The organism is Nocardioides sp. LHD-245 (genome assembly GCF_030929495.1).
Taxonomy (GTDB): Bacteria; Actinomycetota; Actinomycetes; order Propionibacteriales; family Nocardioidaceae; genus Nocardioides.
Genome location: NZ_JAVFWN010000003.1, coordinates 318,221 through 340,694 on the forward strand (window position 1 = coordinate 318,221; position 22,474 = coordinate 340,694).

Below are 22,474 nucleotides of genomic sequence, written 5' to 3' on the forward strand. Positions count from 1 at the left end.
CGCGGTTCATCCGATCGGTGTGGCGGTGACGATGAGGTTCTTCGTGTAGTGGAAGTTCCCGTTGCGGTACGTCACGCGGCCCGTGCAGGTGACGAGGGTGAGCTGGTGCTCGCCGGTGGTCGAGGTGGCGGTGCCGGTGAGTCCCTTGGTGCGGGGTTGGGTGGTGACGGTCTCGATGCGGTAGCGCAGCCGGGTGCCGTCGGCGGTGCGGACGGTGACGATCTGTCCGGGGCGGGCCCTGCGGAGCTTGCCGAAGGCGCCGGGGCGGTCGCCTCGGTCGGAGACGTGGCCGGCGATGACGGTGGAGCCGACCGACTCGCCGGGTGCGGCGGAGCCGGCGAGCCAACCGCCGCGGGCGGTGTCGGTGGGGATCACCATGTCCCGCTTGCGGATGCCGACGGTCTCGAGGCGGGCGTTCAACCCGATGCCGGGGATGGTGACCTTGACGGGTCGGATCCGGCGGCCGTGCACCGACGGGTCGGCGACGACCCCGGTGTAGCCGGTCTTGACGGTGACCTTGGCCGGCAGGGACGGGCGGTGGACCAGGGTGGTCGAGTCCGGTGAGCCGCACGACTGGGTGCTGGCGGTGTTGTCACCGTCGGCGCTGGTCGTGGCGACCCAGGTGTAGTGGCCGGGCCGGGTGACGGCGACCGGCGGGAGCGCCGTGGTGCCGTTGACGGGTGCGAAGGGCACGGTCGCGACGGCGTTGGCCGGCGTGCACATGCCGGGGCCGGCCTTCTTGGCGGGCCCGTAGAGGGTCGCCTTGCCGGTGATCGTCTTGCCGGTGATCGTCTTGCCGGTGACGCGGGTGGCGGGGTTGATGCCGGTGATGGTGACCGAGCCGGTGAGGGCCACGGGCTTGACGTTGCCGGTCTTGGTGACCTTGAGGGTGGCCTTGTCGGGGGCGTGGACGGTGATGGTGGGTCCGCTCGTCGGGGCCGGCTTGGCCTGGACGGTGACCTCGACGGTGGCTTCGGTGCACTGCACGGGAGCGGAGGTGTCGCAGACCTGGACGGTGTAGTCGTCCGCGCCGCTGAAGCCGGGGGTCGGGCTGTAGGTGATGGCTCCGGTGGTGGAGTCGATCGCGATGGTGCCGTGGTCGGGAGTGGTGACCGTGGTGGTCGCGGCCGGGTCGAGGGGCATGCCGGTGGTGGTGGCGTAGTCGTCGAGGCCGGTGGTGACGGGGGTGTTGTACGCCGTGGTGATGGTGGCGCCGGTGGTGAAGATGTTGTCGACGGTCACGGTGACGGTCGCGGTGTCGCAGACCGGGGTCGGGTGCGAGGTGTCGCAGATCTCGTAGGCGTAGGTGTCCTCGCCGGAGAACCCGGCATCCGGGGTGTAGGTGATCGCGTCACCGTCGACGGTCGTGCTCCCGTGGGCCGGCGCCGACGAGACGGTCGGGTCGCCGAGGGGCTGGCCGGAGGCGGAGATGTCGTCGACCGTGACGTCGGTGGCGACCGCCGTTCCGACCGTGGTCGAGGCGGTGTCGTCACCAGCGGTCACGGTGTTGGCTCCGACCGTCACCCCCATCATCACGTCCGCGCACTGGATCGGTGCCGAGGTGTCGCAGACCTTGATCGTGTAGCTGTCTGCGCCCGAGTAGCCGGAGGCCGGGCTGTAGGTCACCGCACCGGTCGCCGGGTCGATCGTGATGACGCCGTGACCGGGAGCGGTCACCGAGGTCACCGACTCCGGGTCGAGGGGCCGGCCCGACGTGGTGACGTGGCCATCGAGGGGCGTGACGAGTGGCGTGTTCTGCGGTGTCTGCACGTCCGGTCCGGGGAGGAAGCCGTTGCGCACGGTGACGGTGACCGTGCCCGTGTCGCAGACCGGGGTCGGAGTGCTGGTGTCGCAGGCCTCGTAGTCGTAGGAGTCCTTGCCGGAGAATCCGGTGGCGGGGGTGTAGGTGATCCCGCCGGATCCGACACTCGTCGTCCCGTGCTCGGGTCCGGAGGTGACCGTCGGGTCGTCGAAGGCCTGGCCGGATGCGGACACGTCGTTGCCCGTGACGTCCGTGCTCACCGGGGTCACGACGTCGGTGGTCGCCGTGTCGTCCACGGCCGTGACCGTGTTCGCCTCGACGGTGACGGCCACTGTGATCTCCGCGCACTCGACCGGATCGGCCGTGTCGCAGACCCGGACCCGGTAGGAGTCGCCGCCGCTGTAGCCGTCGTCGGGCGTGTAGGTGACCGCGCCGCTGGTGGCGTCGATCGACAGCGAGCCGTGGTCCGGCTCCTGCACCTGGGTGACCGCGGTCGGGTCGAGCGGCTTGCCCTGGGTGCTCGCGATGCCCGCGAGCGGGGCCGTCACCGGCTCGTTCTGCGGCGTGGTGACGCCGGGGCCGGCGGCGAAGACATTGGGGACCGTCACCGTGACCTCGGCGGAGTCGCAGACGTCGATGTGGAAGAAGGCGATGATCCCGATGAACTCGGCGCTCCCCTCCATGGTGACGCGGGTCTGGTAGACGTAGCGGTCCGTCCCCGAGAAGCCCGCCTGCGGGGTGTAGGTGATCCTCCCGTCGGGGCCGATGCTCGCCGTACCTCCGTCGGGCTGCACCGACACCGTCGTGACGGCCTCCACGCCATCGATGCCGGTGTCGTTGGCGTGCACGTCGGTGGTCACCGGGGTCTGCAGGGTCGTCGTCGCCGTGTCGTCCTCGGCGGTGATGCCGACCGTGACCATCATCAGGATGTCGTCGTTCGCCGGGTCGGACACGATCAGCCGATCGTTGTCGGGCGCGACGATCCAGGTCGGCGTGCGCGTGTCCCAGTGCTGGGCGACGGTCTGGGCATAGCCGGAGCCGTTCGGCGTCAGTTGGAGCACCCGCTGGTTGTCGGTGTCGGCCACGAGGACCGCACCGTCCGGACGGACGGTCACCCCGATCGGTCCGCTGAGGCTCGTGGACACCACGCTCAGCGTGTAGTCCGGCCCGGACGGCGTCAGCTTCACGACCCGGTTGTCGCTCCGGTCGGCGACGAAGAGGTTGCCGTCGGCGTCGACGGCGATGCCGCGCGGACTGTTCAGGCCGGAGGCCACGAGCGAGGACGTGTACGTCCCACCGGACGGCGTGAGCCGGTGGACGTGGCCGCTGGCGCGTTCGGTGAAGAACACGTTGCCGTCGGCATCGACCGCGACGCCGGCGGGGCGCTGGAGGTTCTGGGCGAGGACGGTCCTGGTCGTGTAGTTGAAGTCGTCCTCCGACCAGGTGAGCTTCACGATCTCGTGCTCGCCCTCGTCGGCGTAGTAGACGTTGCCCTGCGCGTCCGCGGCGATGCCCTGCGGGTCCAGGTCCTGGCCGCCGTCGATCGGCGACGGTCCGGCGCCCGGCGCCCAGGCGTTCACCTGGGCCCCGGCCGCGTCGGAGATGAAGATGAAGTTCCGCGGGTCGATCGCGACCCCGGTCGGCTCGGTGAAGTCGTCGTCGCTGACGAGGAAGTCGTAGCCGTACTCCTTCGACGGGAGGTCGCCGCAGCCGTCGGACGTGGTGACCGTGACGGTCACCCGTGCGACCGCGCAGACCAGCCCGTCCTCGTCCAACGCCCGGTAGTCGTAGTGGTCCGTGCCCGAGAAGCCCGGGGTCGGCCGGTAGGTGATCGTGTGGTCGTCGTTGACGGTCGCGGTGCCGTGCGCGGGCGCGCCGACCACGCTGATGTCGTCGAGCACGGAGTTGGTGACGTCATTGGCCCGCACGTCGGTGGTGACCGAGCCGTTGGCCCCGACGGTGGCCGAGTCGTCCTGCGCGTCCACCGACAGCGGGCCGAACTCCCAGAGCTTCTCGAAGTCGGCGACGAAGACCTCGTCGTCGTCGGTGACGACGAGGTTGTAGGCGTGGTTCGCTCCCCAGGGCGCGTAGAGCTGCTTCGGGGCGTAGCCGGCGCCGGAGGGGGCCGCCGTCCAGACGCCGGGGTCCTCGGTGCTGCTGATCCAGAGCGTGCCGGTGCTGTCGACGGCGACGCCCTGGCCGCTGCCGAGGCCGGTGACGGCGTCGGTCTGCGTGGTGCCGTCGAGCTTCACCACGCGCGTGTAGCTGGCGACGTAGACCGCGCCGTCGTCGTCGACCGTCACCTGGTGCGGGACCTCGAGGCCGCCGATCACCTGGGTCTGGGCCATGCCCGCCCCGGACATCCGCACCACGCCGCCGGAGCCGAACGAGGTGGCGTTGATGCTCACGTAGACGTCGCCGTTCGGAGCCACGTCGATGCCGCCGAGGCCGTTGAGGAGGCCGCCGCTGTAGGTGTTGGCGACCGTGTACGTCGAGCCGGACGGGGTCAGCTCGAGCACCTCATCCGGGTAGCGCACCACCCACAGCGTGCCGTCGGAGTCGTCGAGCGCGATCGAGGTGACGTTGCCGATGCCGGGGATGACCACCGATCGGCTGTAGCCCGACCCGGACGGGGTCAGCTTCACGATCTCGCCGTTCTCGGAGTCGGTGACGAAGATGCCGCCGTCGGCGTCGACGTCGAAGTAGGTGGGGTAGTCGGTGCCGGTCTCGATCGGGAGCCGGGTCAGCGGACCGGTGCTGCCGACCGGGCCGCAGGCGTTGTCCTGGCCGACGGTGACGGTCACGGTCGCGGTCGCGCAGACGCTCGCGGGGTCGGCGGAGTCGCGGACGGCGTACCGGTAGCTGTCGGTGCCGGAGAAGCCGGCGTCCGGAGTGTAGGTGACGGTGCCGTTGGGGTTGACCGTCACGCTGCCGTGGGCCGGGTTCTCGGCGATGGTCGGGTCGGCGAGGTCGGTGCCGTCGCCGGAGTCGTTGGTGAGCACGTCGGTGGTGACGGCGTCGCCGGAGGTCGTCGTCGCGGTGTCGGCGACGGCGTCGACCGCGACGGGGGTCAGCTTGACCACCCGGCCGTTGCCGGTGTCAGCGACATAGATGCCGCCGTCGGTGTCGACCGTGACGTCCTGGGGCTGGTCGAGGCCCTCGGCCGGCAGGGTCGTCTGGTCCTCGAGCGCCGCGCCGATCCGGACCAGCCGGTCGTTGCCGGTGTCCGCCACGACGATCGGCGGCGTCGCGCCGGACGTGTCGAGGTCGAGCCCGCCGGGGGACGACAGCCCCGCCGTCGGGAGCGGGGTGCCCGCGGTGTTGCCCGGGATGTTCAGCGCGCGCACCGTGTCGCCCATGGTGAAGAACAGGGTGTTGCCGGCCACGGAGACGCCGTGGACCTGGGTCGGCAGCGGGAGCGACTCCACCCCGGAGGGGGTGTAGCCGCCAGGCCCCGGCGTCAGCTTGGTGATCCGCTGGCTGACGGTGTCGCCGACGAAGACCGTGCCCGACGGGTCGACGTCCAGCGCCCCCAGCCCGCCGCCGAGGCCCCAGGCCACGTTCTCCGCGGTGTAGGCGCCGCCCGAGGGGACGAACCTCTCCACGTTGCCGTTGGGCCGGTCGGCGACGTAGATCGTGCCGTCGGTCCCCACCGCGAGCGCGTACGGCGCGTAAGTGCCCTCCGCGGTGGTCCGGGTGTAGCTCCCACCCGAGGGCGTCAGCTTGTCGACCTGGTCGCCGTTGCCGACGTAGACCACGCCGTCGGCGGCGACGTCGATGGCACGCGGCGTGGTCAGGCCGGTGGCGATGGTCGACTGGCGATAGCCGGCCGCCGTCAGCGTGTCGCAGCCCACGGTGGCCGCCTGGGCGGCGGGCGCCAGCGTCGTGCCGAGGCCGGTGATCACCAGCGCGCCGCTGACGGCGAGCGCCGCGGAGAGTGCGATCCGGGGGAGCTTCATGGGAGGCCTCACTTCGCGGCGTTGACGGCGTTGACGGCGCGGACGACGCAGAGCGTCCCCGCGGGTGCATCGAAATCGCGTTCGGCGATCCAGTCGCCGGTCTCGCCCGGGCCGACCGTGACGGAGGTCGCGGCCGAGTCGACGCTCCGTCCCTGCGGGTCGGTGAAGAGCACCAGGACCGAGAAGGCCTGCTCCTCGGTCCCGGTGTTCTCGGCGGTGCCCTCGGCTCGCCAGCCCTCGGTCGTCGCCTCGCACCCGGTCTGTGTGACGTGCTCGTAGAGGTCCGGGTCGTTGTCCAGCGCCGCACCATCCGGCAGCTCGTGCTGGACGCCGACGAAGTCGGGCGCGGGGCGCTCCGCGGGCTTCGCGCGGGCCTCCGCCTCGGCCTCATGGTCGGGCGACCCGCCCGAGCATGCGGAGAGGGCCAGCAGGACCGCTGTCGCGGCGCAGGCTGCCGCCGGCCGCCCGGAGGAGGGCAGGCTGAAGGGGGCAGGGATGCGGGGAGCACGCATGGTGGGGAGCAACTTTCGGTCCGCGGTGCGGACGATGCGCACCGGCACACCCAGCGAACCCCCACCATTGCTCGGGTGACAATGCTCCGTCCCGGATGTCGCCCGCCGGGTCACCCGCTCCTGGCCGTCATCGCCCTGCTGGCCGCCGTCGAGGTCGCCAGCGGTGTCATCCAGGGCTACTACGGCCCGATCATGGTCGACATCGCCCACGACCTCGACGTCCGGTACGCCGACCTCAACTGGCTCGAGGCGTCCCAGCTGATCTTCTCGGCGCTGGTCGTGCCCCCGCTGGCCCGCCTCGGCGACCTGGTCGGCCACCGTCGGGTGCTGATCATCGCGACGGCGGTGACCGCCGCCGCGACCTGGGGGATCGCGTTCGCGCCGAGCTTCCCGCTGATGCTGGTGGCCTGGACGCTGCAGGGCATCTACGTCGTGTGGCTGCCGATCGAGGTGGCGGTGATCCACCGCCGGACCGCCGGACGCGACGACCAGGGCCGGCTCACCCGCCGGGTGGCCGCGATCCTGGTCGCGACGCTGGAGGTGGCGATCATCGTCGCCGCGATCCTCGCCGGGCAGCTGGCGGACCGGGTCTCGGTGACCACCATGCTGATCCTGCCCGCGGTCGTGGTGACCGTGTGCCTTCCGCTGCTCGCGCTCCTCGAGGACGTCCCCGGCGAGGCCGGCGGCCGCTTCGACTGGGGTGGACTGGGCCTGATGACCCTGGCCGTCCTGGCCGTCCTCGGCGGTCTGGTCCTGATCCGGGTCGACGGGGCGACCTCGGTCCCCGCGTGGCTGCTGGTCGTCGCGGGCCTGGCCCTGCTCGTGCCGTGGTGGCGCTACGAGGCCGCCCACCCCGACCCAATGGTCGACGTCCGGTTGCTCGCCCACCCGGCCCAGTGGAGCGTGCAGGCCACGGCCTTCCTCGTCGGCATGTCGCTGCTCGGTGCCCAGGTGCCGCTGTCGACGTACTTCCGCAGCGACCCGGACGTGCACGGCTACGGCTTCGGCCTCACCGCCGCCGAGGGCTCGGCACGGATCGCGCTCTACGTCGCCTGCCTGGCGGTGGGCGCTCTGTCGCTCGGTCCGGTCAGCCGGCTGCTGGGCGCGCGTCGCGCGATGGTGACCGGATGCGTCGTCTACGCCGTCGGATACGCCGCGTGGCTGCCGCTGCACGGCAGCCCGGGCGCGGTCTGGGGTGTGATGGCGGTGATCGGTCTCGGGACGGGAGGCCTGATCGCGGCGATCCCGGCGGCCGCGGCCGCCGTGGCGCCGCCGGGGCGGGTCGGCTCGGCGACAGGGCTCACCAACGCGGCCAAGACCGTCGGCGGCGGCATCGCCTCGTCGATCTTCGCGATCTGCCTGGCGCGCACCGGGACGCTGGAGGTGAGCGGCGGCAGTCTCGGGGGCTACTACGCCGTCTGGTCGATCTGCGCGGCCTCGGGGCTGCTGGCCGCCGCGGTGCTGGCCCTCACGACGCGGAGGGCCGCGGTGCCGGTCAGCGCCGGGCCAGCAGATCCAGCTCGATCGCCTTCTGGACGACCGCCTCACGGGAGTTGACCCCGAGCTTGCGGTAGATCCGTTGCAGGTGGGTCTTCACGGTGTTCTCCGAGACGTGGAGGGCGGCGGCCACCGCGGCCCGCGTGGGATGCCGGGCGAAGGCCGCGATCACGGTGCGTTCCTGGGGGGTCAGCGATGCCGCGACGATCTCCCCGGTGATGCAGTCCGGGACCGGCGCGGCGAGGTAGTCGAGCAGTGCGGTGTCGCCCTGGTCCGTGGCCAGCGTGCGGAGGGCGGCCAGGTCCGGCGCCGGCAGGTACATCAGGTGGGCGCGGGCGCCGCCCGACCCGACGATGGCGAGGACGCGGTCCAGGAGCGCCGCCGCCGGGTCGGGGCGGTCGGCGCGCAGCGCCGCCGCGGCGCCGAGGGTGAGGACGGCGGCCAGGGAGCGGGTGGTGTGGCCGGGGCGCGCCTCGAGGCGGGGGAGCACACCGAGCGCCTCGGTCGCCTCGCCGGCGAGCAGACGGCCGAGCAGGACCGCCGGGGCCACCTGTCCGGCGTACCTCGTGCGCGTGCGCAGGAGCGGCCCGGCCTTGGTGCGGTTGCCGGCCGCCAGCCAGAGCACGGCGAGGGCGGCCCGCACCGCGGCGCCGCCGAGGCTGTCGGTGGTGCCTGGTGGCGCCGGGGTGCGGGCGAGGGCGGCCTCGACCCGGTGCGCCTCGGTGGCCGCGTGGCCCAGGCCGAGGCGCGCGTGCATCAGGGTCCAGGTGACGAACGGCCAGAACTCCGAGGCGGCGACGAAGGCGCAGTCGTCGTACTCGGCGATCGCCGCGGTCAGCTCGAAGTCGTCGAGCAGCAGCGCGGCCTGCCCGATCCGGCCCATCGCGTTGACGTAGGTGCGTGTCTGGCCGGGGCGCCAGGCGGTGGGGTCGACGTGGGCCTGCGCGGCGCGGGCCTCGCCGCACCGCCCGTCGATCGCGTTGAACCCCACCGCGTAGACGGCCGTCTGATTGAGCGTCTCCGCGCGGGAGCTCATCGTGATCGCTCGCATCGCGGCGGTGCGGGCCGCCTCGACCTGCCCGTCCTGGAACAGGGAGTAGCCGAGGTGGCGCAACGTCGTGGCGCCCAGGTCGGCGACGTGGTGCTGCTCCCCGTCGGGGATGGTGTCGAAGTGGGCGAGCGCCTGCTGGGCGGCGCGACCGGAGTCGTCGAAGCGGCCCAGCGCGCGCAGGCTGGCGACCTTGGCGGTGTGCAGCATGAGCACCTCGCCGGGGGTGGCCGTGGGCGGGGGCGGGCCGACCCAGGACGCGGGGATCTTGAAGTACTCCGCCGCCGCGCCGAGCGTGGCCGGATCCCGGTGGCAGGCGAGCCCCCGGCCGAGGGCGAGCGCGGGGTACTGAGTCAGCGCGCGGCTCGGGACGCTCGCCAGCTGACGGTCGAACCGGGCGGTCGTGATGGTCTCCGGGTTGCTGGCCACCAGCGCGGCGTAGACCCGGCCGGCGACGTCGTACTGCCGGGCGCCGACGGCCACGTCGAACGCCGTCTCGAAGTTGGCGTTGCGGTACAGCCAGGTCGCCGAGAGTCGGGCGTGACGGGCCTGGGTCGGGGCCGGGAGACGTGCGGCGTCGGCGAGCATCGCGGTCCGCAGCGACTCGACGTACTGGAAGACCTGGCGGCCGGGCGCGAACGGGATCCAGCGCCCGAAGCCGTTCCACTCCAGCTCGGCGAGCGTCTCCTTCACCTCGGCGGTCCCGGCCAGCTCGATCGCGAGGTCGGCGTCGAAGTACGGCGGCAGGCAGGTCGCCAGCACCAGGTCGTACGCCGCTCCGGTGCCGAGCTGGACCCGCAGGTCCTCGGCGACCAGCGACTGCCAGTCGGGCGTGCTCGGGTCGGCCGCGGCGCGGGCCAGCGACAGCATGCCGGCGCGGACCGCGAGCGGGAACCCGCCGGTGGCCGCGTGCAGTCCGATCGCGCGCTCGGCGACCCCCGGCTCGCCGAAGGCCGTCAGCAGCTCGTGGGTCTCCTCCTCGGTGAAGGAGAGGTCGGGACCCGTCAACAGCTCGACCTCGCCGCGCAGGGTGCGCCCGGGGCTGGCGAGGCCGGTGGTGGTCCGGGTGGTGACGACCACCTTGAGGTCGGGGCAGAGCCGGACCAGCTGGGCCAGGTCGGCGTCGACCGGGCCGGTGTCGTCCCGCAGCCGCTCGTGGGCGTCCACGACGAGGACGAGCGGCCCGCGCCCGGAGAGCGCGCCCGCGACGAGGACCGGCAGGTCCGCGGCGCGCTCGATGTCGTCGACCAGCCCGGCGGCCTCGGTGGCGGGCAGCACGCCGAGCCGGCCAGCGTTGGTCAGCACGGCTCGCCAGAAGTTCGTCCGCGCGACATGGTCGGTCTCAAGGGTCACCCAGATGACCTCGCCGGGCGCGCGGGCCGCGACCCAGCAACGGACCAGGCTGGTCTTGCCCGAGCCGCTCGGGGCCGACAGCACGACCAGTCGCGGCTCGTCGGGGTCGAGCCGCGCGTGCAGGCGGGGACGTGCGAGCAGGACCGGTCCCGTCATGAGTCGCCCCCTTTCGGGGCGACTCTAGTGGCGGGCCGCGACGCTGTGAGCCGAATCCGGGACTGGCCGGAGGTCAGACGCGTGCTTCGCCGCCCCAGTTGGCGAGCTTGACGGCGATGTCGTGCAGGCGGCTCTCGGGAACGCCCTCCGCCTGGAAGGCGAGCTGGACGTGGTCCTCGGAGGTGCGGGCGAAGCCGACCCGTCCGGACTCGGGCAGGTGCTCGATGATCCGGATCAGTCGGTTGCCGATCCGGCCGAGCTGCGAGGCGTGCTCGTCGGAGAGCTGGCCGAGGGCCTCGGGCTCGCGGTGGTGGAGGGTCAGGCCGAGCCGGTCACCGGCGTCGTGGCGGGCGAGGATCCAGACCTCGTCCTCCCAGATCACCTGGCCGGGGGCGAAGGACGTGCTGTCGATGAGCGGCTGCGCGGACTCCGTCATGGCCTCACTCTGCCACCCGCCCTCCCGCTGCCGTCCGGCGCCCCCTGTCTGTGCGGTCCGACGACCGAATTCGTCGTCGGGGAGCCCGGGTGACGGCAATTCTGGTTGGTGAACCGCGCCTCCGCGCCTCCGCGGTGCAACGATCGTCCCGGATCCGGACATGGGAGAGGTATGAGGGACATCGCGGATCTCGGAGCCGCCCGGGAGGACGACTTCCGCCGCCTGTACGCCGCGCACTTCGACGCGGTGCTCGGCTTCGCGCTGCGCCGGACCGACCGCCCCGAGGACGCGGCGGACGTCACCGCCGACACCTTCCTGGTCGCGTGGCGTCGCCTGGCGCACGTGCCGCGCGGGGACGGCACCCGGCCGTGGCTGTACGGCGTCGCGCGGCGCACGCTCGCCAACCACCGGCGCGGGGAGGGGCGACGGACCGCGCTCGGCGAGCGGCTGCGCGGCCAGCTCGCCCATGCCGTCGCCGATCTGGCCGACGAGGCCGTGCACCGCGCGGACGTGACCGCCGCGATGAAGCGGCTCAGCGCTCGCGACGAGGAGGTCCTCCAGCTGCACCTGTGGGAGGGACTGGCGCCGCGCGAGATCGCCGAGGTGCTCGGTCTCCCGGCGACCGTCGTACGGCCGCGGCTGTCGCGGGCGCGGTCCCGGTTGCGTGCGCTGCTCGGCAACGATCCGCCCGGCGCCGGACATCTTCCCAGCGAACCCGTCCCGTCGATCCCGAAGGAGAGCCCCCGATGAACCGTCCGATCACCGACGCCGTCGTCGCCGGTCTCCACCTCCACGAGGGTCGCGCCGAGCTGCTGGAGGAGATCATGACCCTCGCCCCCGTCGAGACCCCCGTCCCCGTCCGCAGGCACCGCCGCGTGCTGCCCGTCCTCACCGCCGCCGCGGCGGTCCTGGCCGTCGTCGCCGGCGCCGCCTGGCTCGGCCGCCTGAACGGGCCGGAGCCGGCCGTGGACCCGCAGCCCGCCGCCCCGGTGAGCACCGTCACCGCTCCGCCGAGCGGGACCCCCACCCCGAGCAGCAGGGCCGACCAGCTGCCGCCGATTCCGAAGCGCCCGGTGTTGATCAGGGCCGTGGGTTGGGAGATCGGGATCGACGAGCAGGTCGGCGAGGTCGCGTGGAGCGGCCCCGGCGACGCACGGCTGCTGACGGTGACGGTGGGCAACGTGCGCGACCCCTTTCGCTACGACCGCTACGAGGACGCGGACGTTCGGCGGGAGATCACCGTCCTGGGCAAGCGCGCCCTGCTCGCCGAGTGGAAGCAAGGCGACGTCCAGTATCGCGCGGCCGTGGTGTCCATGAATCGCACGACGATCCTCATTCTCGAGGGCACCGCGATGGCCAGGGCCGACTTCCTCGACGTCGTCGGAACAGCGCAGCGGGTCACGCGGGCCGACTACGAGGAGGCGATCGTCGCGGCGACCGGCTGAGACCGCCCGCGCGCGGACGGTCGCCCGCTCAATAGGCTGTCGCCCGTGACGCTCGCGAACATCCCGCCCGCCCCGGAGCTCCCCGGCGCCCGCCATCTGCACTCCGGCAAGGTGCGTGACCTCTACGAGCTCACCGAGGGCCCGCATGCCGGCAAGCTGCTCATGGTCGCCAGCGACCGGCTGTCGATCTTCGACTTCGTGCTGGCGACGACGATCCCCGACAAGGGCGAGATCCTCACCCGGATGTCGCTGTGGTGGTTCGAGCAGCTGGCGTCCCTGGTGCCGAACCACGTCATCTCCACGGACGTCCCCGCGGCCGTGCGCGGTCGCGCGGTCATCTGCGAGCGCCTCGACATGTTCCCCGTCGAGTGCGTCGCCCGCGGCTACCTGACCGGCTCCGGCCTGCTCGACTATCGCGCCAGCGGCGAGGTCTGCGGGATCGCCCTGCCCGCGGGTCTCGAGGACGGCAGCCGGTTGCCCGAGCCGATCTTCACGCCGGCCACGAAGGCCGAGCTCGGCGACCACGACGAGAACGTCTCGTACGACGCCGTCGCCGCCACCGTCGGCGCCGAGACCGCCGCGGCGCTGCGGGACCTCACCCTCCGGGTCTACCGCCGGGCCGAGGAGATCGCCCGCGAGCAGGGGATCCTGCTCGCCGACACCAAGTTCGAGTTCGGCGTCGTCCCCGACGGCGACGGCCGGATCGTGCTCGCCGACGAGGTGCTCACCCCCGACTCCTCCCGGTACTGGCCCGCCGACGACTGGCAGCCCGGCCGCACGCAGCCGTCGTACGACAAGCAGATCGTGCGCAACTGGGCGCTCTCGCCCGAGAGCGGCTGGGACAAGGCGTCGGGGGAGGCTCCGCCGCCGCTCCCCGCCGAGGTGGTCGAGCGCACCCGCCGTCGCTACATCGAGGCCTACGAGCTCCTCACCGGCGAGACCTTCTGACCGGAGAGCGGACGGGCGGGGCGCGAGCAGCGTGTTACTGCCACCTCACCGACGCGGTTAGTCCCGCGCACAACCGCCCCGGCGAGCTTCTGGGCCCACGACCAGTGACCGGGCTCACGACCGGCCAGTAGTTTGTGCGCATGACGAACCTCGCCGAGTTCCTCGAGAACAGCGCCCAGAACTTTCCCGACCGCACCGCGATCGTCTTCGGAGACACCCGGCTGTCCTACCCGCAGGTCGACGGCGCGGCCAACCAGGTCGCCAACCTCCTGGTGTCGCGGGGGATCAAGCCCGGTGACAAGGTCGCGCTGAGCTGCCCGAACCTGCCGTACTTCACGATCGTCTACTACGGCATCCTCAAGGCCGGCGCGACCGTCGTCCCGCTCAACGTGCTGCTCAAGGGCCGCGAGGTCGCCTACCACCTGGGCGACTCGGACGCGAAGGCCTACTTCGCCTTCCAGGGCACGCCGGAGCTCGCGATCGGCGCCGAGGCGTACGCCGGCTTCCAGGAGGCCCGCGACAACGGGGACTGCGAGCACTTCTTCGTCATCACCGCCGACCCGACCGCGCCGTCGCCGATCGAGGGCACCGAGACCTTCGGTCAGGCGCTCGCCGGCCAGGCGCCGACGTTCGACACCGTCGCCGTGGACGACGACGACACCGCCGTCATCCTCTACACCTCCGGCACGACCGGTCAGCCCAAGGGCGCCGAGCTGCGGCACCGCAACATGCGCGACAACGCGCTGTCCGGCACGGACCTCTTCGGCGCCGACCCCGCCCGCCCGGACACCTACCTGTGCGTCCTGCCGCTGTTCCACTCCTTCGGCCAGACCGTCATCCAGAACGGCGGCTTCGCGTTCGGCGGCACCGTGGTGATGCTCCCGCGGTTCGAGGCCGCGCCCGCGATCGGCCTGATGCTCAAGGAGAAGGTCTCCTTCTTCGCGGGTGTCCCGACCATGTACTGGGGCCTGCTGAACGCGCTCGACGACACCGTCGACGTGAAGACCCTCGCCGCCAACCTCCGGGTCGCGGTCGCCGGCGGCGCGGCGCTGCCGGTCGAGGTGCACCACCAGTTCGAGGAGCGCTTCGGGGTCACCATCCTGGAGGGCTACGGCCTCTCCGAGACGTCACCGGTGGCCAGCTTCTCGCCGCACGGCTCGCCGGTCCGGGTGGGCTCGATCGGCACGCCGATCCCCGGCGTCGAGATGAAGCTCCTCGTGCCCGAGACCTGGGACGAGGTCACCGACCCGGACGGCATCGGCGAGATCGCCATCAAGGGCCACAACATCATGAAGGGCTACTACAAGCGGCCCGACGCCACCGCCGAGGCGATCGACGCCGAGGGCTGGTTCCGCTCCGGCGACCTCGGCCGCAAGGACGCCGACGGCTGGTACTACATCGTCGACCGCTCCAAGGACATGATCATCCGCGGTGGCTTCAACGTGTACCCGCGCGAGATCGAGGAGGTCCTCCTCACCCACCCCGCCGTGTCCCTCGCGGCCGTGATCGGCGTCCCGCACGAGAGCCACGGCGAGGAGATCAAGGCGTTCGTCATCCTGAAGCCGGGCGCGAGCGCCACCCCCGAGGAGATCGTGGCCTGGGGCAAGGAGCAGATGGCGGCCTACAAGTACCCGCGCGTCGTCGAGATCGTCGAGGCCCTCCCGATGACCGCCACCGGCAAGATCCTCAAGCGCGAGCTCAGCTGAACGGGCGCCCTCGCCGGCGCTCTGACCTCGGTGCTCCAGGGTCAGAGCGCGGCGAGTGCGGCGACGGGTGCCTGTCGGCTTGCGCGTGCCGCCGGGTAGAGGCCGGCGATGCTGCCGACGCCGGCTGTGATGAGGATGGCGGTCAGGCCGACCCAGAGCGGCAGGGCGGGACTGACGCCTTGGGCTCGCGCGTAGTAGGCGGTCACGGTGTAGCCGGCGATGACGCCGAGGACTCCGCCGCTGGTGGCCATCAGCATGGACTCGGCAAGGAACTGGGTAGCGATGTCGAGGCGGGTTGCGCCGAGGGCGCGGCGCATGCCGATCTCGGAGCGGCGTTCGATGCTGGCGATGATCATGGTGTTGGACACGCCGATCCCTCCGACCAGCAGCCCGATGGCGGCGAGTGCGACGAGGAGGCGGTTGAGGGCGTTGTCCGCGGTGACCTTGGCGGCAAGGGCATCCGAGGGTCGGGAGACGGCGACCTGACCGGGTTGTTGGGGAGATGCTGTCTGGGGTATGACGTCGCTGACGGCGTGCACTTGTGACTCGATGGAGCGCAGGTAGAGGCCGGTGGTGGTGCCGTCGTAGTCGAAGTAGGTGTGGGCGGCGGGGGTGGGCAGCATGACCATGGGGTCGATCTCGCTGGCCAGGTCGACGGGGGCCAAGATGCCGATCACGACGGCCCATTGGCGCCCCAACCACAGCCGGGTGCCCGGCGCATCGACACCGAGCCGGGTGGCTGCCGCGGACCCGAGGACGACTGTGGGGTAGTCCTCGTTGGCAGCGGTGAACCAGTGTCCTTGGGCGGTCCTCGCGCGCAGCGTGTTGATCAGCGAGGGGTCCACGGCGGTGACGACCACGCTGCTGGTTTGTCCGGACGGCACATAGGGCGAGCGGTAGGCGCCAACACTGTCGAGTTCACCGACCCCGCTGATGTCGGTGACTGGGCTGATGTTCCCCACCATGGTGACGGCGGTGGCAGGCAACCGCGTCGGCTCGCCGTTCATGTCGTCGGAAGGCACGACGGTGAGCAGGTTCGTACCGAGCTTGGCGAGCTGTTCTTCGAGGTCGACCCGCGAGGTCTGGGTGATCCCCGTGACGGCCACCATCGCCGCCACACCGATGGCGATGCCGGCCGCGGACAGCAAGAACCGCAGCGGGTGACCTCGCAGCCCCCGCGAGGCGAGTCGCAGCACATCGGTGGGTCGCAGCAGGCTCATTGCCGACCACTGCCGGCCTCGTGGACGACGAGTCCGTCGCGCAATTCGATGCGGCGGCCCATCCGTGCCGCGAGCTCATGGTCGTGGGTGACCACAACCACGGCGGTGCCGTCCGCGGTCAGCTCACGCAGGATCTCCACGACCAGCTGCCCATTGACGCTGTCGAGGTTGCCGGTGGGCTCGTCGGCGAGGATGACGGCCGGCTCGCCCATCAGGGCGCGAGCGATCGCCACCCGCTGCCGCTCACCACCCGAAAGTGCCTGGGGACGATGGTGCAGCCGGTCTTCCAGACCGAGTCGAGCCAACGCTGCGGCGGCGCGGCGACGGCGCTCGCCGTGCCTGACCCCGGAGTAGAGCAGGCCCTCGGCCACGTTGTCGCAGGCCGTCATCAAGGGTGAGAGGTGGAACTGCTGGAAGACGAATCCGATCGTCTCGGCCCGCAACCGAGACAGGGCGCGGTCTGAGAGGCGAGCCAGGTCGCGCCCCGCGAGGACGACCTCGCCCGCAGTGGGCCGATCCAACGCCCCGATGAGCTGCAACAGCGTGGACTTGCCCGAGCCCGAGGGACCGACCACCGCCACGAAGTCGCCGGGCCACACCCGCAGGCTCACTCCACGCAGCGCCTGGACACCGCCGGGGTGGTGACGGGTGAGGTCGTGGCACTCGAGGACCGGTGCGCTCACTTCGGCACCCGGATCTTGGTGCCAACCTCGAGATCGCCCCCCACCTCGACCAGGCCCTCGGCGTAGAGGCCCGGCTCGACGGCGACGTACCCGCCATCGGCGACCTGGACGCCGTACCCTCCTTCGGCCAGGGCAACCAGCGCGGTCACGGGGACCGTCAGCACGTCGTCGGCTCGCGCCGACACATAGGTGACCTCGACCGGTCCGGGCCCGATCCGCGGATAGTCCCGCGTCAACCGGATCGTGACCCGTTGAGCGGCCATACCGCTAGAGCCACCACCGCCCTCGGAGTCGCCGCCGACGCTGCCGACCGCTACTACCTTCCCGGTTGTGGTCTTCTGGTTCGGCAACGTCACCTCGACACGAACTCCCGCCTGAGCCCAATCAGCGTCGTCGACCTCCGCCGTGACCAGGCGCTGGGTCCCGCTCTGCTGAACCGACGAGTCGCTCACACCCTGCCCCAACGAACCCGGCGAGGGATGCAACCGGATCGGCCCCGGGAGGAACACGACATCGCCGAACTCGACCCGTCCGGTGGCCGGCGCACCCAGATCCTCCTGCCAAGCCCGCACTGCGGCCGCGGTCGCGTCGGTGAACTCCTCATCCACCGTGAACCCGGAGTAGCCGAGCCGCGACAGCCCCAGCTCCAGTTGCTCCACATCAGGGCCCACCGACGCCGGAACTGGTTCCTCCGGCACAGTCGGGGGAGTCGGATTCTTCTCGCCGTTGTCAGGATCCGCTCCAGGCGGCCCCGACGGTGATGGATCCGGCCGCGAACCTGTGTCCATCGTCCGATATGCCGGCGTTGCGCCGTACATCAACACCACCGGCCGATCATCAACGCGCACCAACACATCTCCCAGGCTCGCCTGTTCCCCAACCGGGGGTAGCCAGGTGACCGTCCCTGACCTCCGGATCGGGATCGGCTGCTGGGCGCCGTACCCCCACCGCCCGGACACCCGGATCCCGACCCGCAAGTCGCGACGCTCGACGTTTACCAAGTCGTACGGCGTAGCATCCTCGCCAGCCGCGCCTTCGTCGTCCGGCGCGATCAGCACCCAGCCGACCACTCCCGCCATCGCGAGCAAGATCACCAGAGCGGCCACCATGGCTCGCTTTGGCTGGATCATCAGGCGCACCGCTCCTCAGGTCAGGGATTGGATCATCAGTTGGCCGGCCCGTTGCCCAACTTGCGGTTGCACAGTTCCATCACTTCGCGTAGGCCATTGGGTGCAGAGGAGGTCGTGTCGGGCTGCTCCCAGTTGGGGGTCGGTCGATCTCCGGAGGCGGGCGGGTCCGGCCACTCCGCGATGCCGTTCTCGTGCATGCAGTCCGCGAGGTCGATTTCGAACTGCTTCTCCTGGGGGGTGATCTTGGACAGTCGTCGTGCTTCAATCTGCTCCTGGATCACCTTCGGAACCTCCCGAGATTCCAATCCGAGTTCCCGACATGCGGTCAACGCCTTGTCGGCGCCCGGTGCACCGATCTGGACGGTGAACACCCCCAAGTCGTCCGGGTCTTTCGTGTCGGGGAGTCCGTTGTCGCGCAGGCACTCCGCCAAGTCCTGACGCAGTTCCAGGTATGTCTCTACCTCGGTCCGCTCTACAGCCGTCCCTGGTTCGGATCCGGCTGACGGCACTGCGTTGCTCTCGATGCTCGGCACCTGGGGCGCGGTGCGGTCTGGGGAGCAGCCGGCCACGGCTACACCCGCGACGAGACATACCCAGGCGAGGCGCCTCCGACCGGTTGCTGCCCATGCGCTCCGCGCCACCTTGCGAACGACGAGCAAGAAGGTGTAGCACCCGATGCGCATAGTCGACCTTAAACCTTTCTCGGTGAAGTCAGCAGTAGACCGCTGACACCGAACCCACCACCTTGGTGGTGACGACCCATCCGTTCACTGAGATGTCTCGGTCCCACATGTGCAGCCACCAATTGCCATGGCTGTTCAATGCGACGCAATGCGAGTTCATGTCGTGCCAGCGATGAGCAGTGCCGACCTGCGCGCACTCCGCGTACGGGGCCACGCGGACAGGCACGTTGTCCTCGCTGAAGGCATTGTTGAATCTGTCGTTGTTTCCGGTCCTCCACGAGGGGGACCCGGGGCATGCTGCGCTCGCGCTGTCGACTGCTGCCCCGACCCCCATGATCATTCCCGTCGCAACGATCGACGACGCCAAGAGCTTCGCGACCCGCTTCTTGATGTCCATTGTGAACTCCTTTGTATCGGAATTCGGTGTTATTTCCACCTAAAGCGTCACTGGAATTCTTGGACGATGTCTGGGGAGAGTAGGAGGGGGCGCGAGAACCGGCCCGATCTTGTTACCGGACTGACAAGATCCGCCAGCCGAGAGTCAACGGGTGAGTTGGTCCTCAGGCGAACGGGTTCGGCAGCGCGCCGGGCAGCTTCGCGAGGAGCTCCCGGGCCTGCGCCGCCACCTTGTGCTCGACGAGCACCTCGTAGCGGGTCGCGACGACCGAGCTGACGGAGGAGAAGTCCCGCTGGCCGCGGGTGACGGCATAGCCGGCGAGGGCGAAGACCACGCCGAACGCCACACCCAGCAGGACCGTCGAGGCGATGATCGCCAGGGTGTCGCCGGTGCCGAAGAAGCTGAACAGGACGCCGACGAACAGGCCGAACCACAGCCCGCTCATCGCGCCTCCCGCCGCGACCCGGCCGCTGGTGAGGCGGCCGGTGATCCGCTCGACCTGCTTGAGGTCGGTGCCGACGATCATGCAGTTCTGCACGGGGAAGCCCTCGTCGGAGAGGAAGTCCACGGTGCGCTGCGCTGTCGTGTAGTCGTCGTAGACGGCGAGCGACTGGGGGAACTCGAGCGTCAGCAGGGGGCGGCCGAGTCCGCCGGGCGTGGGGTTGCTCATTCCTCCAGTCTGCCCCTCGTCCGGCAGGGGAGTGCGGAATCGGACGCCGCGCGCTGCACCACTAGACTGCGGGCCGTGGCCCGAGTCGTCGTAGCTGTCATGCCGAAGCCCGAGATCCTCGACCCCCAGGGGAAGGCCGTCCAGGGCGCACTGCCCCGGCTGGGCTTCACCGGCGTCACCGACGTCCGCCAGGGCAAGCGGTTCGAGATCGAGCTCGAGGGCGAGGTCACCGACGCGGTCCTCGCCGAGGTCGACAAGATGGCCGAGACGCTGCTGTCGAACCCGGTGATCGAGAACTACACCGTCACCGTCGAGCAGGGCGTCGCGCCGTGAAGGTTGGCGTCGTCACCTTCCCCGGCTCGCTCGACGACGTCGACGCGCAGCGCGCGGTCCGCATCGGGGGCAACGAGGCGGTCGCCCTCTGGCACGGTGACGCCGACCTCCGGGGAGTCGACGCGGTCATCCTGCCCGGAGGCTTCTCGTACGGCGACTACCTGCGCTGCGGCGCCATCTCCCGGTTCGCGCCGGTCATGGAGAAGGTCGTCGAGGCCGCGAACGCCGGCATGCCCGTCCTCGGCATCTGCAACGGCTTCCAGATCCTCTGTGAGTCCCACCTGCTGCCCGGCGCGCTGATCCGCAACGACCACCGCAGGTTCGTCTGCCGCGACCAGCTGCTGCGCATCGAGAACAACCGGACCCCCTGGACCTCGGCGTACGACGCCGGCCAGGAGATCCGGATCGTCCTCAAGAACGGCGAGGGCGGCTTCGTCGCCGACGCCGAGACCCTCGCCCGGATCGAGGGCGAGGGCCAGGTCGTGGCGCGCTATCTCGAGGTCAACCCCAACGGCTCCCTGGACGACATCGCCGGTGTCGCCAACGAGCGCGGCAATGTCGTCGGCCTGATGCCGCACCCCGAGCACGCCGTCGAGGAGCTGACCGGCAGCGGCCTCGACGGGCTCGGCTTCTTCACCTCGCTCGTCGAGACCGCCTTCGCCTGACGTTCCCCGTCCGGGGAAGCCCCGGCCCCGGACCCGCCCCAGTGGGGCCCGGGGCCAGGAGCCGGCTCAGCTCCGGGTGGAGGTGAGCCGGCGGTTGAGCCCGGCGCGCCCGACGGCGTACGAGCCGACTGCGGCCAGTACGACGCCGATGACAGGTGGCACGCCGAACTCGGTCTCCTTGGCGATCCACGCGATGCCGCTGGCACCTGCGTAGACCGCGAGGTTCACGACGTTGAGGGCCGGCAGGCGCTCGCCCTCGGGCATCCCGCCCCGGCGCCAGCGGGCGTAGTAGTCGCCGATGATGACGCCGCCGAGCGGCGGGATGAAGACGCCGAGCAGGACCAGGTAGTCGACCAGGTGGTTCTGCACGCCGACTAGCGCGAGCACGGTGCCGACGATCGAGCCGTAGATGACGAACGGCGTCTTCTTGGGCTTCTCGAAGAGCTCGGCACCCGCGACGCCGAAGGCGTAGGCGGTGTCGGCGTTCGACTTCCACAGGTTGCCGAAGAGCAGCACCAGACCCCAGGTGACCAGGCCGAGGTCGTAGAGCACGAGGACGAAGTCGCCCTGGCCGAAGGTCATCGCGCCGGTGGCGCCGAAGAAGATCATCAGCCCGTTGCCGATGAGGAAGCCGATCACGCAGGCGACCAGCGCCTGGTTGCCGGAGCGGGCGAAGCGGGTCCAGTTGGGCGCCTGGGTCCCCGCCGAGACGAAGGTGCCGACCACGGTGGTGATGGCGACCGCCATGGTCATCGAGCCGTTGGGCTCGACGTCGGCCAGCCCGGACCAGCCGCCGACCTCCTCGAGGGAGCGGAAGAGCACCCAGAACGCGAGGATCAGGATGAGCGGCGTGGAGATGGCGGAGACCCAGTACATCCCGCGATAGCCGTAGCAGGCGGTCAGGCACATCAGGACGCTGGTCAGGATCATCACGGCGGCCTTGGCGGCGCCGGACTCCCACTCGAAGGCCTGGGCGGTGAGGTCGCCGATGGTGCCGATGACGACGCCGTACCAGCCGATCTGGGTGCCGCCGAGCAGGATCGAGCCGAGCTTGCTGCCGCGGTAGCCCAGCACGTAGCGGGCCATCACGACGGTGGTCAGGCCGGTGTTGGCGCCGATCCAGCCGAGCAGGGCGACGTACGTGCCGAGGATCAGGGAGCCGAGCAGGATCACCCGCAGCAGCTCGCCGAGGGCGAAGGCCGAGCCCAGCTGGGCGCCGGCCAGCATGGTCGGCGTGAAGACGGTGAAGCCGAGCAGCACGACCGCCAGGGAGATGAACGACTTGCGGGCGTGCGCCGGGACCGGCGTCACCGGGTAGTCGGGGTCGACGACCGGGACAGCGGCCTCGGCGCCGGGCTGCGCCTGGTCGTTGGAGAGGGTCATGCCTCCTCCCCGATGTCCTCGGCCCACAGGTCGGGCTTCTCGCGCATCATCGTGAGCATCAGCTCGCGGCACGCCGGGTCGTCGAGGACGTCGACGACGACGCCGCGCGAGCGCAGCCACTCCTCGGAGGCCTGGAAGCTCTGGTTCTCGCCGACGACGATGCGGGGGATGTCGTAGAGCACCGAGGTTCCCGCGCACATGAAGCAGGGGGAGAGCGTGGTGTAGAGCGTGCTCGCCCGGTAGACCTTCGCGGGGAGTCGGCCGGCGTTCTCGATGCAGTCGGTCTCGCCGTGCCGGATGGCCGAGCCCTGCTGGACCCGGCGGTTGCGGCCGACGGCGAGCACCTCGCCCTCGTGGACGAGCGCGGCGCCGATCGGGATGCCGCCCTCCTCCCAGCCGATCCGGGCCTGCTCGATGGCGAGGTCGAGGAACCTGCGGTCGTCGTCGGTGATCATGGGACTGCCTCCGTTGGTCGGTGTGTCGGGGCT

19 protein-coding genes are annotated in these 22,474 nt (G+C 71.1%); 7 read left to right on the forward strand and 12 right to left on the reverse strand.

The genetic code is table 11. The annotated features are described in order from the left end of the window. Positions 1-6: 6 nt before the first annotated feature. On the reverse strand, positions 7-5,721 hold the full coding sequence (locus RB608_RS06530; RefSeq protein ID WP_308087007.1) for an Ig-like domain-containing protein: 5,715 nt from the start codon (positions 5,719-5,721) through the stop codon (positions 7-9). 8 nt (positions 5,722-5,729) lie between these two features. Beyond that, on the reverse strand, positions 5,730-6,233 hold the full coding sequence (locus RB608_RS06535; RefSeq protein ID WP_308087008.1) for a hypothetical protein: 504 nt from the start codon (positions 6,231-6,233) through the stop codon (positions 5,730-5,732). Positions 6,234-6,314: 81 nt separating this feature from the next. On the opposite strand from RB608_RS06535, the gene RB608_RS06540 reads away from it, so the two are divergent. Continuing rightward, a complete protein-coding gene (locus tag RB608_RS06540; RefSeq protein WP_308087152.1) occupies positions 6,315-7,790 on the forward strand; it encodes an MFS transporter in 1,476 nt (491 codons plus the stop codon). On the opposite strand, the gene RB608_RS06545 is transcribed toward RB608_RS06540, so the two are convergent. After that, the gene (locus RB608_RS06545; protein WP_308087009.1) at positions 7,729-10,287 is read right to left on the reverse strand and encodes a LuxR C-terminal-related transcriptional regulator; all 2,559 of its coding nucleotides are present in this window, start codon (positions 10,285-10,287) and stop codon (positions 7,729-7,731) included. The two genes, RB608_RS06540 and RB608_RS06545, sit on opposite strands and share 62 nt — an antisense overlap. A gap of 73 nt (positions 10,288-10,360) precedes the next feature. Continuing rightward, positions 10,361-10,723 carry a hypothetical protein gene (locus RB608_RS06550; RefSeq protein WP_308087010.1) on the reverse strand — a complete coding sequence of 121 codons (363 nt, stop codon included), beginning with the start codon at positions 10,721-10,723 and terminating at the stop codon, positions 10,361-10,363. Positions 10,724-10,894: 171 nt separating this feature from the next. On the opposite strand from RB608_RS06550, the gene RB608_RS06555 reads away from it, so the two are divergent. From RB608_RS06555 to RB608_RS06570, 4 genes are all read left to right on the forward strand, one after another. Beyond that, positions 10,895-11,473, forward strand: coding sequence for a sigma-70 family RNA polymerase sigma factor (locus tag RB608_RS06555; RefSeq protein ID WP_308087011.1), 579 nt, complete (start codon positions 10,895-10,897; stop codon positions 11,471-11,473). Further along, entirely contained in the window at positions 11,470-12,168 is a 699-nt protein-coding gene (locus RB608_RS06560; protein ID WP_308087012.1) for a hypothetical protein, read from the forward strand. Before RB608_RS06555 ends, RB608_RS06560 begins: the two co-directional genes overlap by 4 nt. 45 nt (positions 12,169-12,213) lie before the next feature. Next, positions 12,214-13,116: a phosphoribosylaminoimidazolesuccinocarboxamide synthase gene (locus RB608_RS06565; protein ID WP_308087013.1), complete on the forward strand. Its 903-nt coding sequence runs from the start codon at positions 12,214-12,216 to the stop codon at positions 13,114-13,116. Between the two features lie 140 nt (positions 13,117-13,256). Further along, positions 13,257-14,822, forward strand: coding sequence for a long-chain fatty acid--CoA ligase (locus RB608_RS06570; RefSeq protein WP_308087014.1), 1,566 nt, complete (start codon positions 13,257-13,259; stop codon positions 14,820-14,822). Between the two features lie 41 nt (positions 14,823-14,863). On the opposite strand, the gene RB608_RS06575 is transcribed toward RB608_RS06570, so the two are convergent. The 6 genes from RB608_RS06575 to RB608_RS06600 all read right to left on the reverse strand — a co-directional run bounded on the left by RB608_RS06575 (position 14,864) and on the right by RB608_RS06600 (position 19,605). Further along, positions 14,864-16,042, reverse strand: coding sequence for an ABC transporter permease (locus tag RB608_RS06575; RefSeq protein ID WP_308087015.1), 1,179 nt, complete (start codon positions 16,040-16,042; stop codon positions 14,864-14,866). Continuing rightward, positions 16,039-16,725 carry an ABC transporter ATP-binding protein gene (locus RB608_RS06580; RefSeq protein WP_308087016.1) on the reverse strand — a complete coding sequence of 229 codons (687 nt, stop codon included), beginning with the start codon at positions 16,723-16,725 and terminating at the stop codon, positions 16,039-16,041. Before RB608_RS06580 ends, RB608_RS06575 begins: the two co-directional genes overlap by 4 nt. Further along, positions 16,722-17,855, reverse strand: coding sequence for a peptidoglycan-binding domain-containing protein (locus tag RB608_RS06585; protein WP_308087153.1), 1,134 nt, complete (start codon positions 17,853-17,855; stop codon positions 16,722-16,724). The genes RB608_RS06580 and RB608_RS06585 overlap by 4 nt, the downstream gene beginning before the upstream one ends. Positions 17,856-17,890: 35 nt before the next feature. Continuing rightward, on the reverse strand, positions 17,891-18,388 hold the full coding sequence (locus RB608_RS06590) for a hypothetical protein (RefSeq protein WP_308087017.1): 498 nt from the start codon (positions 18,386-18,388) through the stop codon (positions 17,891-17,893). Between the two features lie 178 nt (positions 18,389-18,566). Further along, a complete protein-coding gene (locus RB608_RS06595) occupies positions 18,567-18,935 on the reverse strand; it encodes a hypothetical protein (RefSeq protein WP_308087018.1) in 369 nt (122 codons plus the stop codon). Between the two features lie 163 nt (positions 18,936-19,098). Continuing rightward, entirely contained in the window at positions 19,099-19,605 is a 507-nt protein-coding gene (locus tag RB608_RS06600; RefSeq protein ID WP_308087019.1) for a general stress protein, read from the reverse strand. Positions 19,606-19,680: 75 nt separating this feature from the next. On the opposite strand from RB608_RS06600, the gene purS reads away from it, so the two are divergent. Continuing rightward, the gene (gene purS / locus RB608_RS06605; protein ID WP_308087020.1) at positions 19,681-19,938 is read left to right on the forward strand and encodes a phosphoribosylformylglycinamidine synthase subunit PurS; all 258 of its coding nucleotides are present in this window, start codon (positions 19,681-19,683) and stop codon (positions 19,936-19,938) included. Then, positions 19,935-20,603: a phosphoribosylformylglycinamidine synthase subunit PurQ gene (purQ, locus tag RB608_RS06610; protein WP_308087021.1), complete on the forward strand. Its 669-nt coding sequence runs from the start codon at positions 19,935-19,937 to the stop codon at positions 20,601-20,603. The genes purS and purQ overlap by 4 nt, the downstream gene beginning before the upstream one ends. 66 nt (positions 20,604-20,669) lie before the next feature. On the opposite strand, the gene codB is transcribed toward purQ, so the two are convergent. Next, positions 20,670-21,986, reverse strand: a complete 1,317-nt coding sequence (gene codB / locus RB608_RS06615) for a cytosine permease (RefSeq protein ID WP_308087022.1) — start codon at positions 21,984-21,986, stop codon at positions 20,670-20,672. Then, positions 21,983-22,441, reverse strand: coding sequence for a nucleoside deaminase (locus RB608_RS06620; protein ID WP_308087023.1), 459 nt, complete (start codon positions 22,439-22,441; stop codon positions 21,983-21,985). The genes codB and RB608_RS06620 overlap by 4 nt, the downstream gene beginning before the upstream one ends. Positions 22,442-22,474: the final 33 nt, after the last annotated feature.

Excerpts from the sequence above, each read along its gene's own strand:
- RB608_RS06575 (WP_308087015.1), bottom strand. The coding sequence starts at position 16,042 with ATGAGCCTGCTGCGACCCACCGATGTGCTGCGACTCGCCTCGCGGGGG.
- RB608_RS06550 (WP_308087010.1), bottom strand. The coding sequence starts at position 10,723 with ATGACGGAGTCCGCGCAGCCGCTCATCGACAGCACGTCCTTCGCCCCC.
- RB608_RS06545 (WP_308087009.1), bottom strand. The coding sequence starts at position 10,287 with ATGACGGGACCGGTCCTGCTCGCACGTCCCCGCCTGCACGCGCGGCTC.
- RB608_RS06540 (WP_308087152.1), top strand. The coding sequence starts at position 6,315 with ATGCTCCGTCCCGGATGTCGCCCGCCGGGTCACCCGCTCCTGGCCGTC.
- RB608_RS06595 (WP_308087018.1), bottom strand. The coding sequence starts at position 18,935 with ATGGACATCAAGAAGCGGGTCGCGAAGCTCTTGGCGTCGTCGATCGTT.
- RB608_RS06585 (WP_308087153.1), bottom strand. The coding sequence starts at position 17,855 with ATGATCCAGCCAAAGCGAGCCATGGTGGCCGCTCTGGTGATCTTGCTC.
- RB608_RS06535 (WP_308087008.1), bottom strand. The coding sequence starts at position 6,233 with ATGCGTGCTCCCCGCATCCCTGCCCCCTTCAGCCTGCCCTCCTCCGGG.
- codB (WP_308087022.1), bottom strand. The coding sequence starts at position 21,986 with ATGACCCTCTCCAACGACCAGGCGCAGCCCGGCGCCGAGGCCGCTGTC.
- RB608_RS06600 (WP_308087019.1), bottom strand. The coding sequence starts at position 19,605 with ATGAGCAACCCCACGCCCGGCGGACTCGGCCGCCCCCTGCTGACGCTC.
- RB608_RS06560 (WP_308087012.1), top strand. The coding sequence starts at position 11,470 with ATGAACCGTCCGATCACCGACGCCGTCGTCGCCGGTCTCCACCTCCAC.
- RB608_RS06620 (WP_308087023.1), bottom strand. The coding sequence starts at position 22,441 with ATGATCACCGACGACGACCGCAGGTTCCTCGACCTCGCCATCGAGCAG.
- RB608_RS06555 (WP_308087011.1), top strand. The coding sequence starts at position 10,895 with ATGAGGGACATCGCGGATCTCGGAGCCGCCCGGGAGGACGACTTCCGC.
- RB608_RS06530 (WP_308087007.1), bottom strand. The coding sequence starts at position 5,721 with ATGAAGCTCCCCCGGATCGCACTCTCCGCGGCGCTCGCCGTCAGCGGC.
- RB608_RS06570 (WP_308087014.1), top strand. The coding sequence starts at position 13,257 with ATGACGAACCTCGCCGAGTTCCTCGAGAACAGCGCCCAGAACTTTCCC.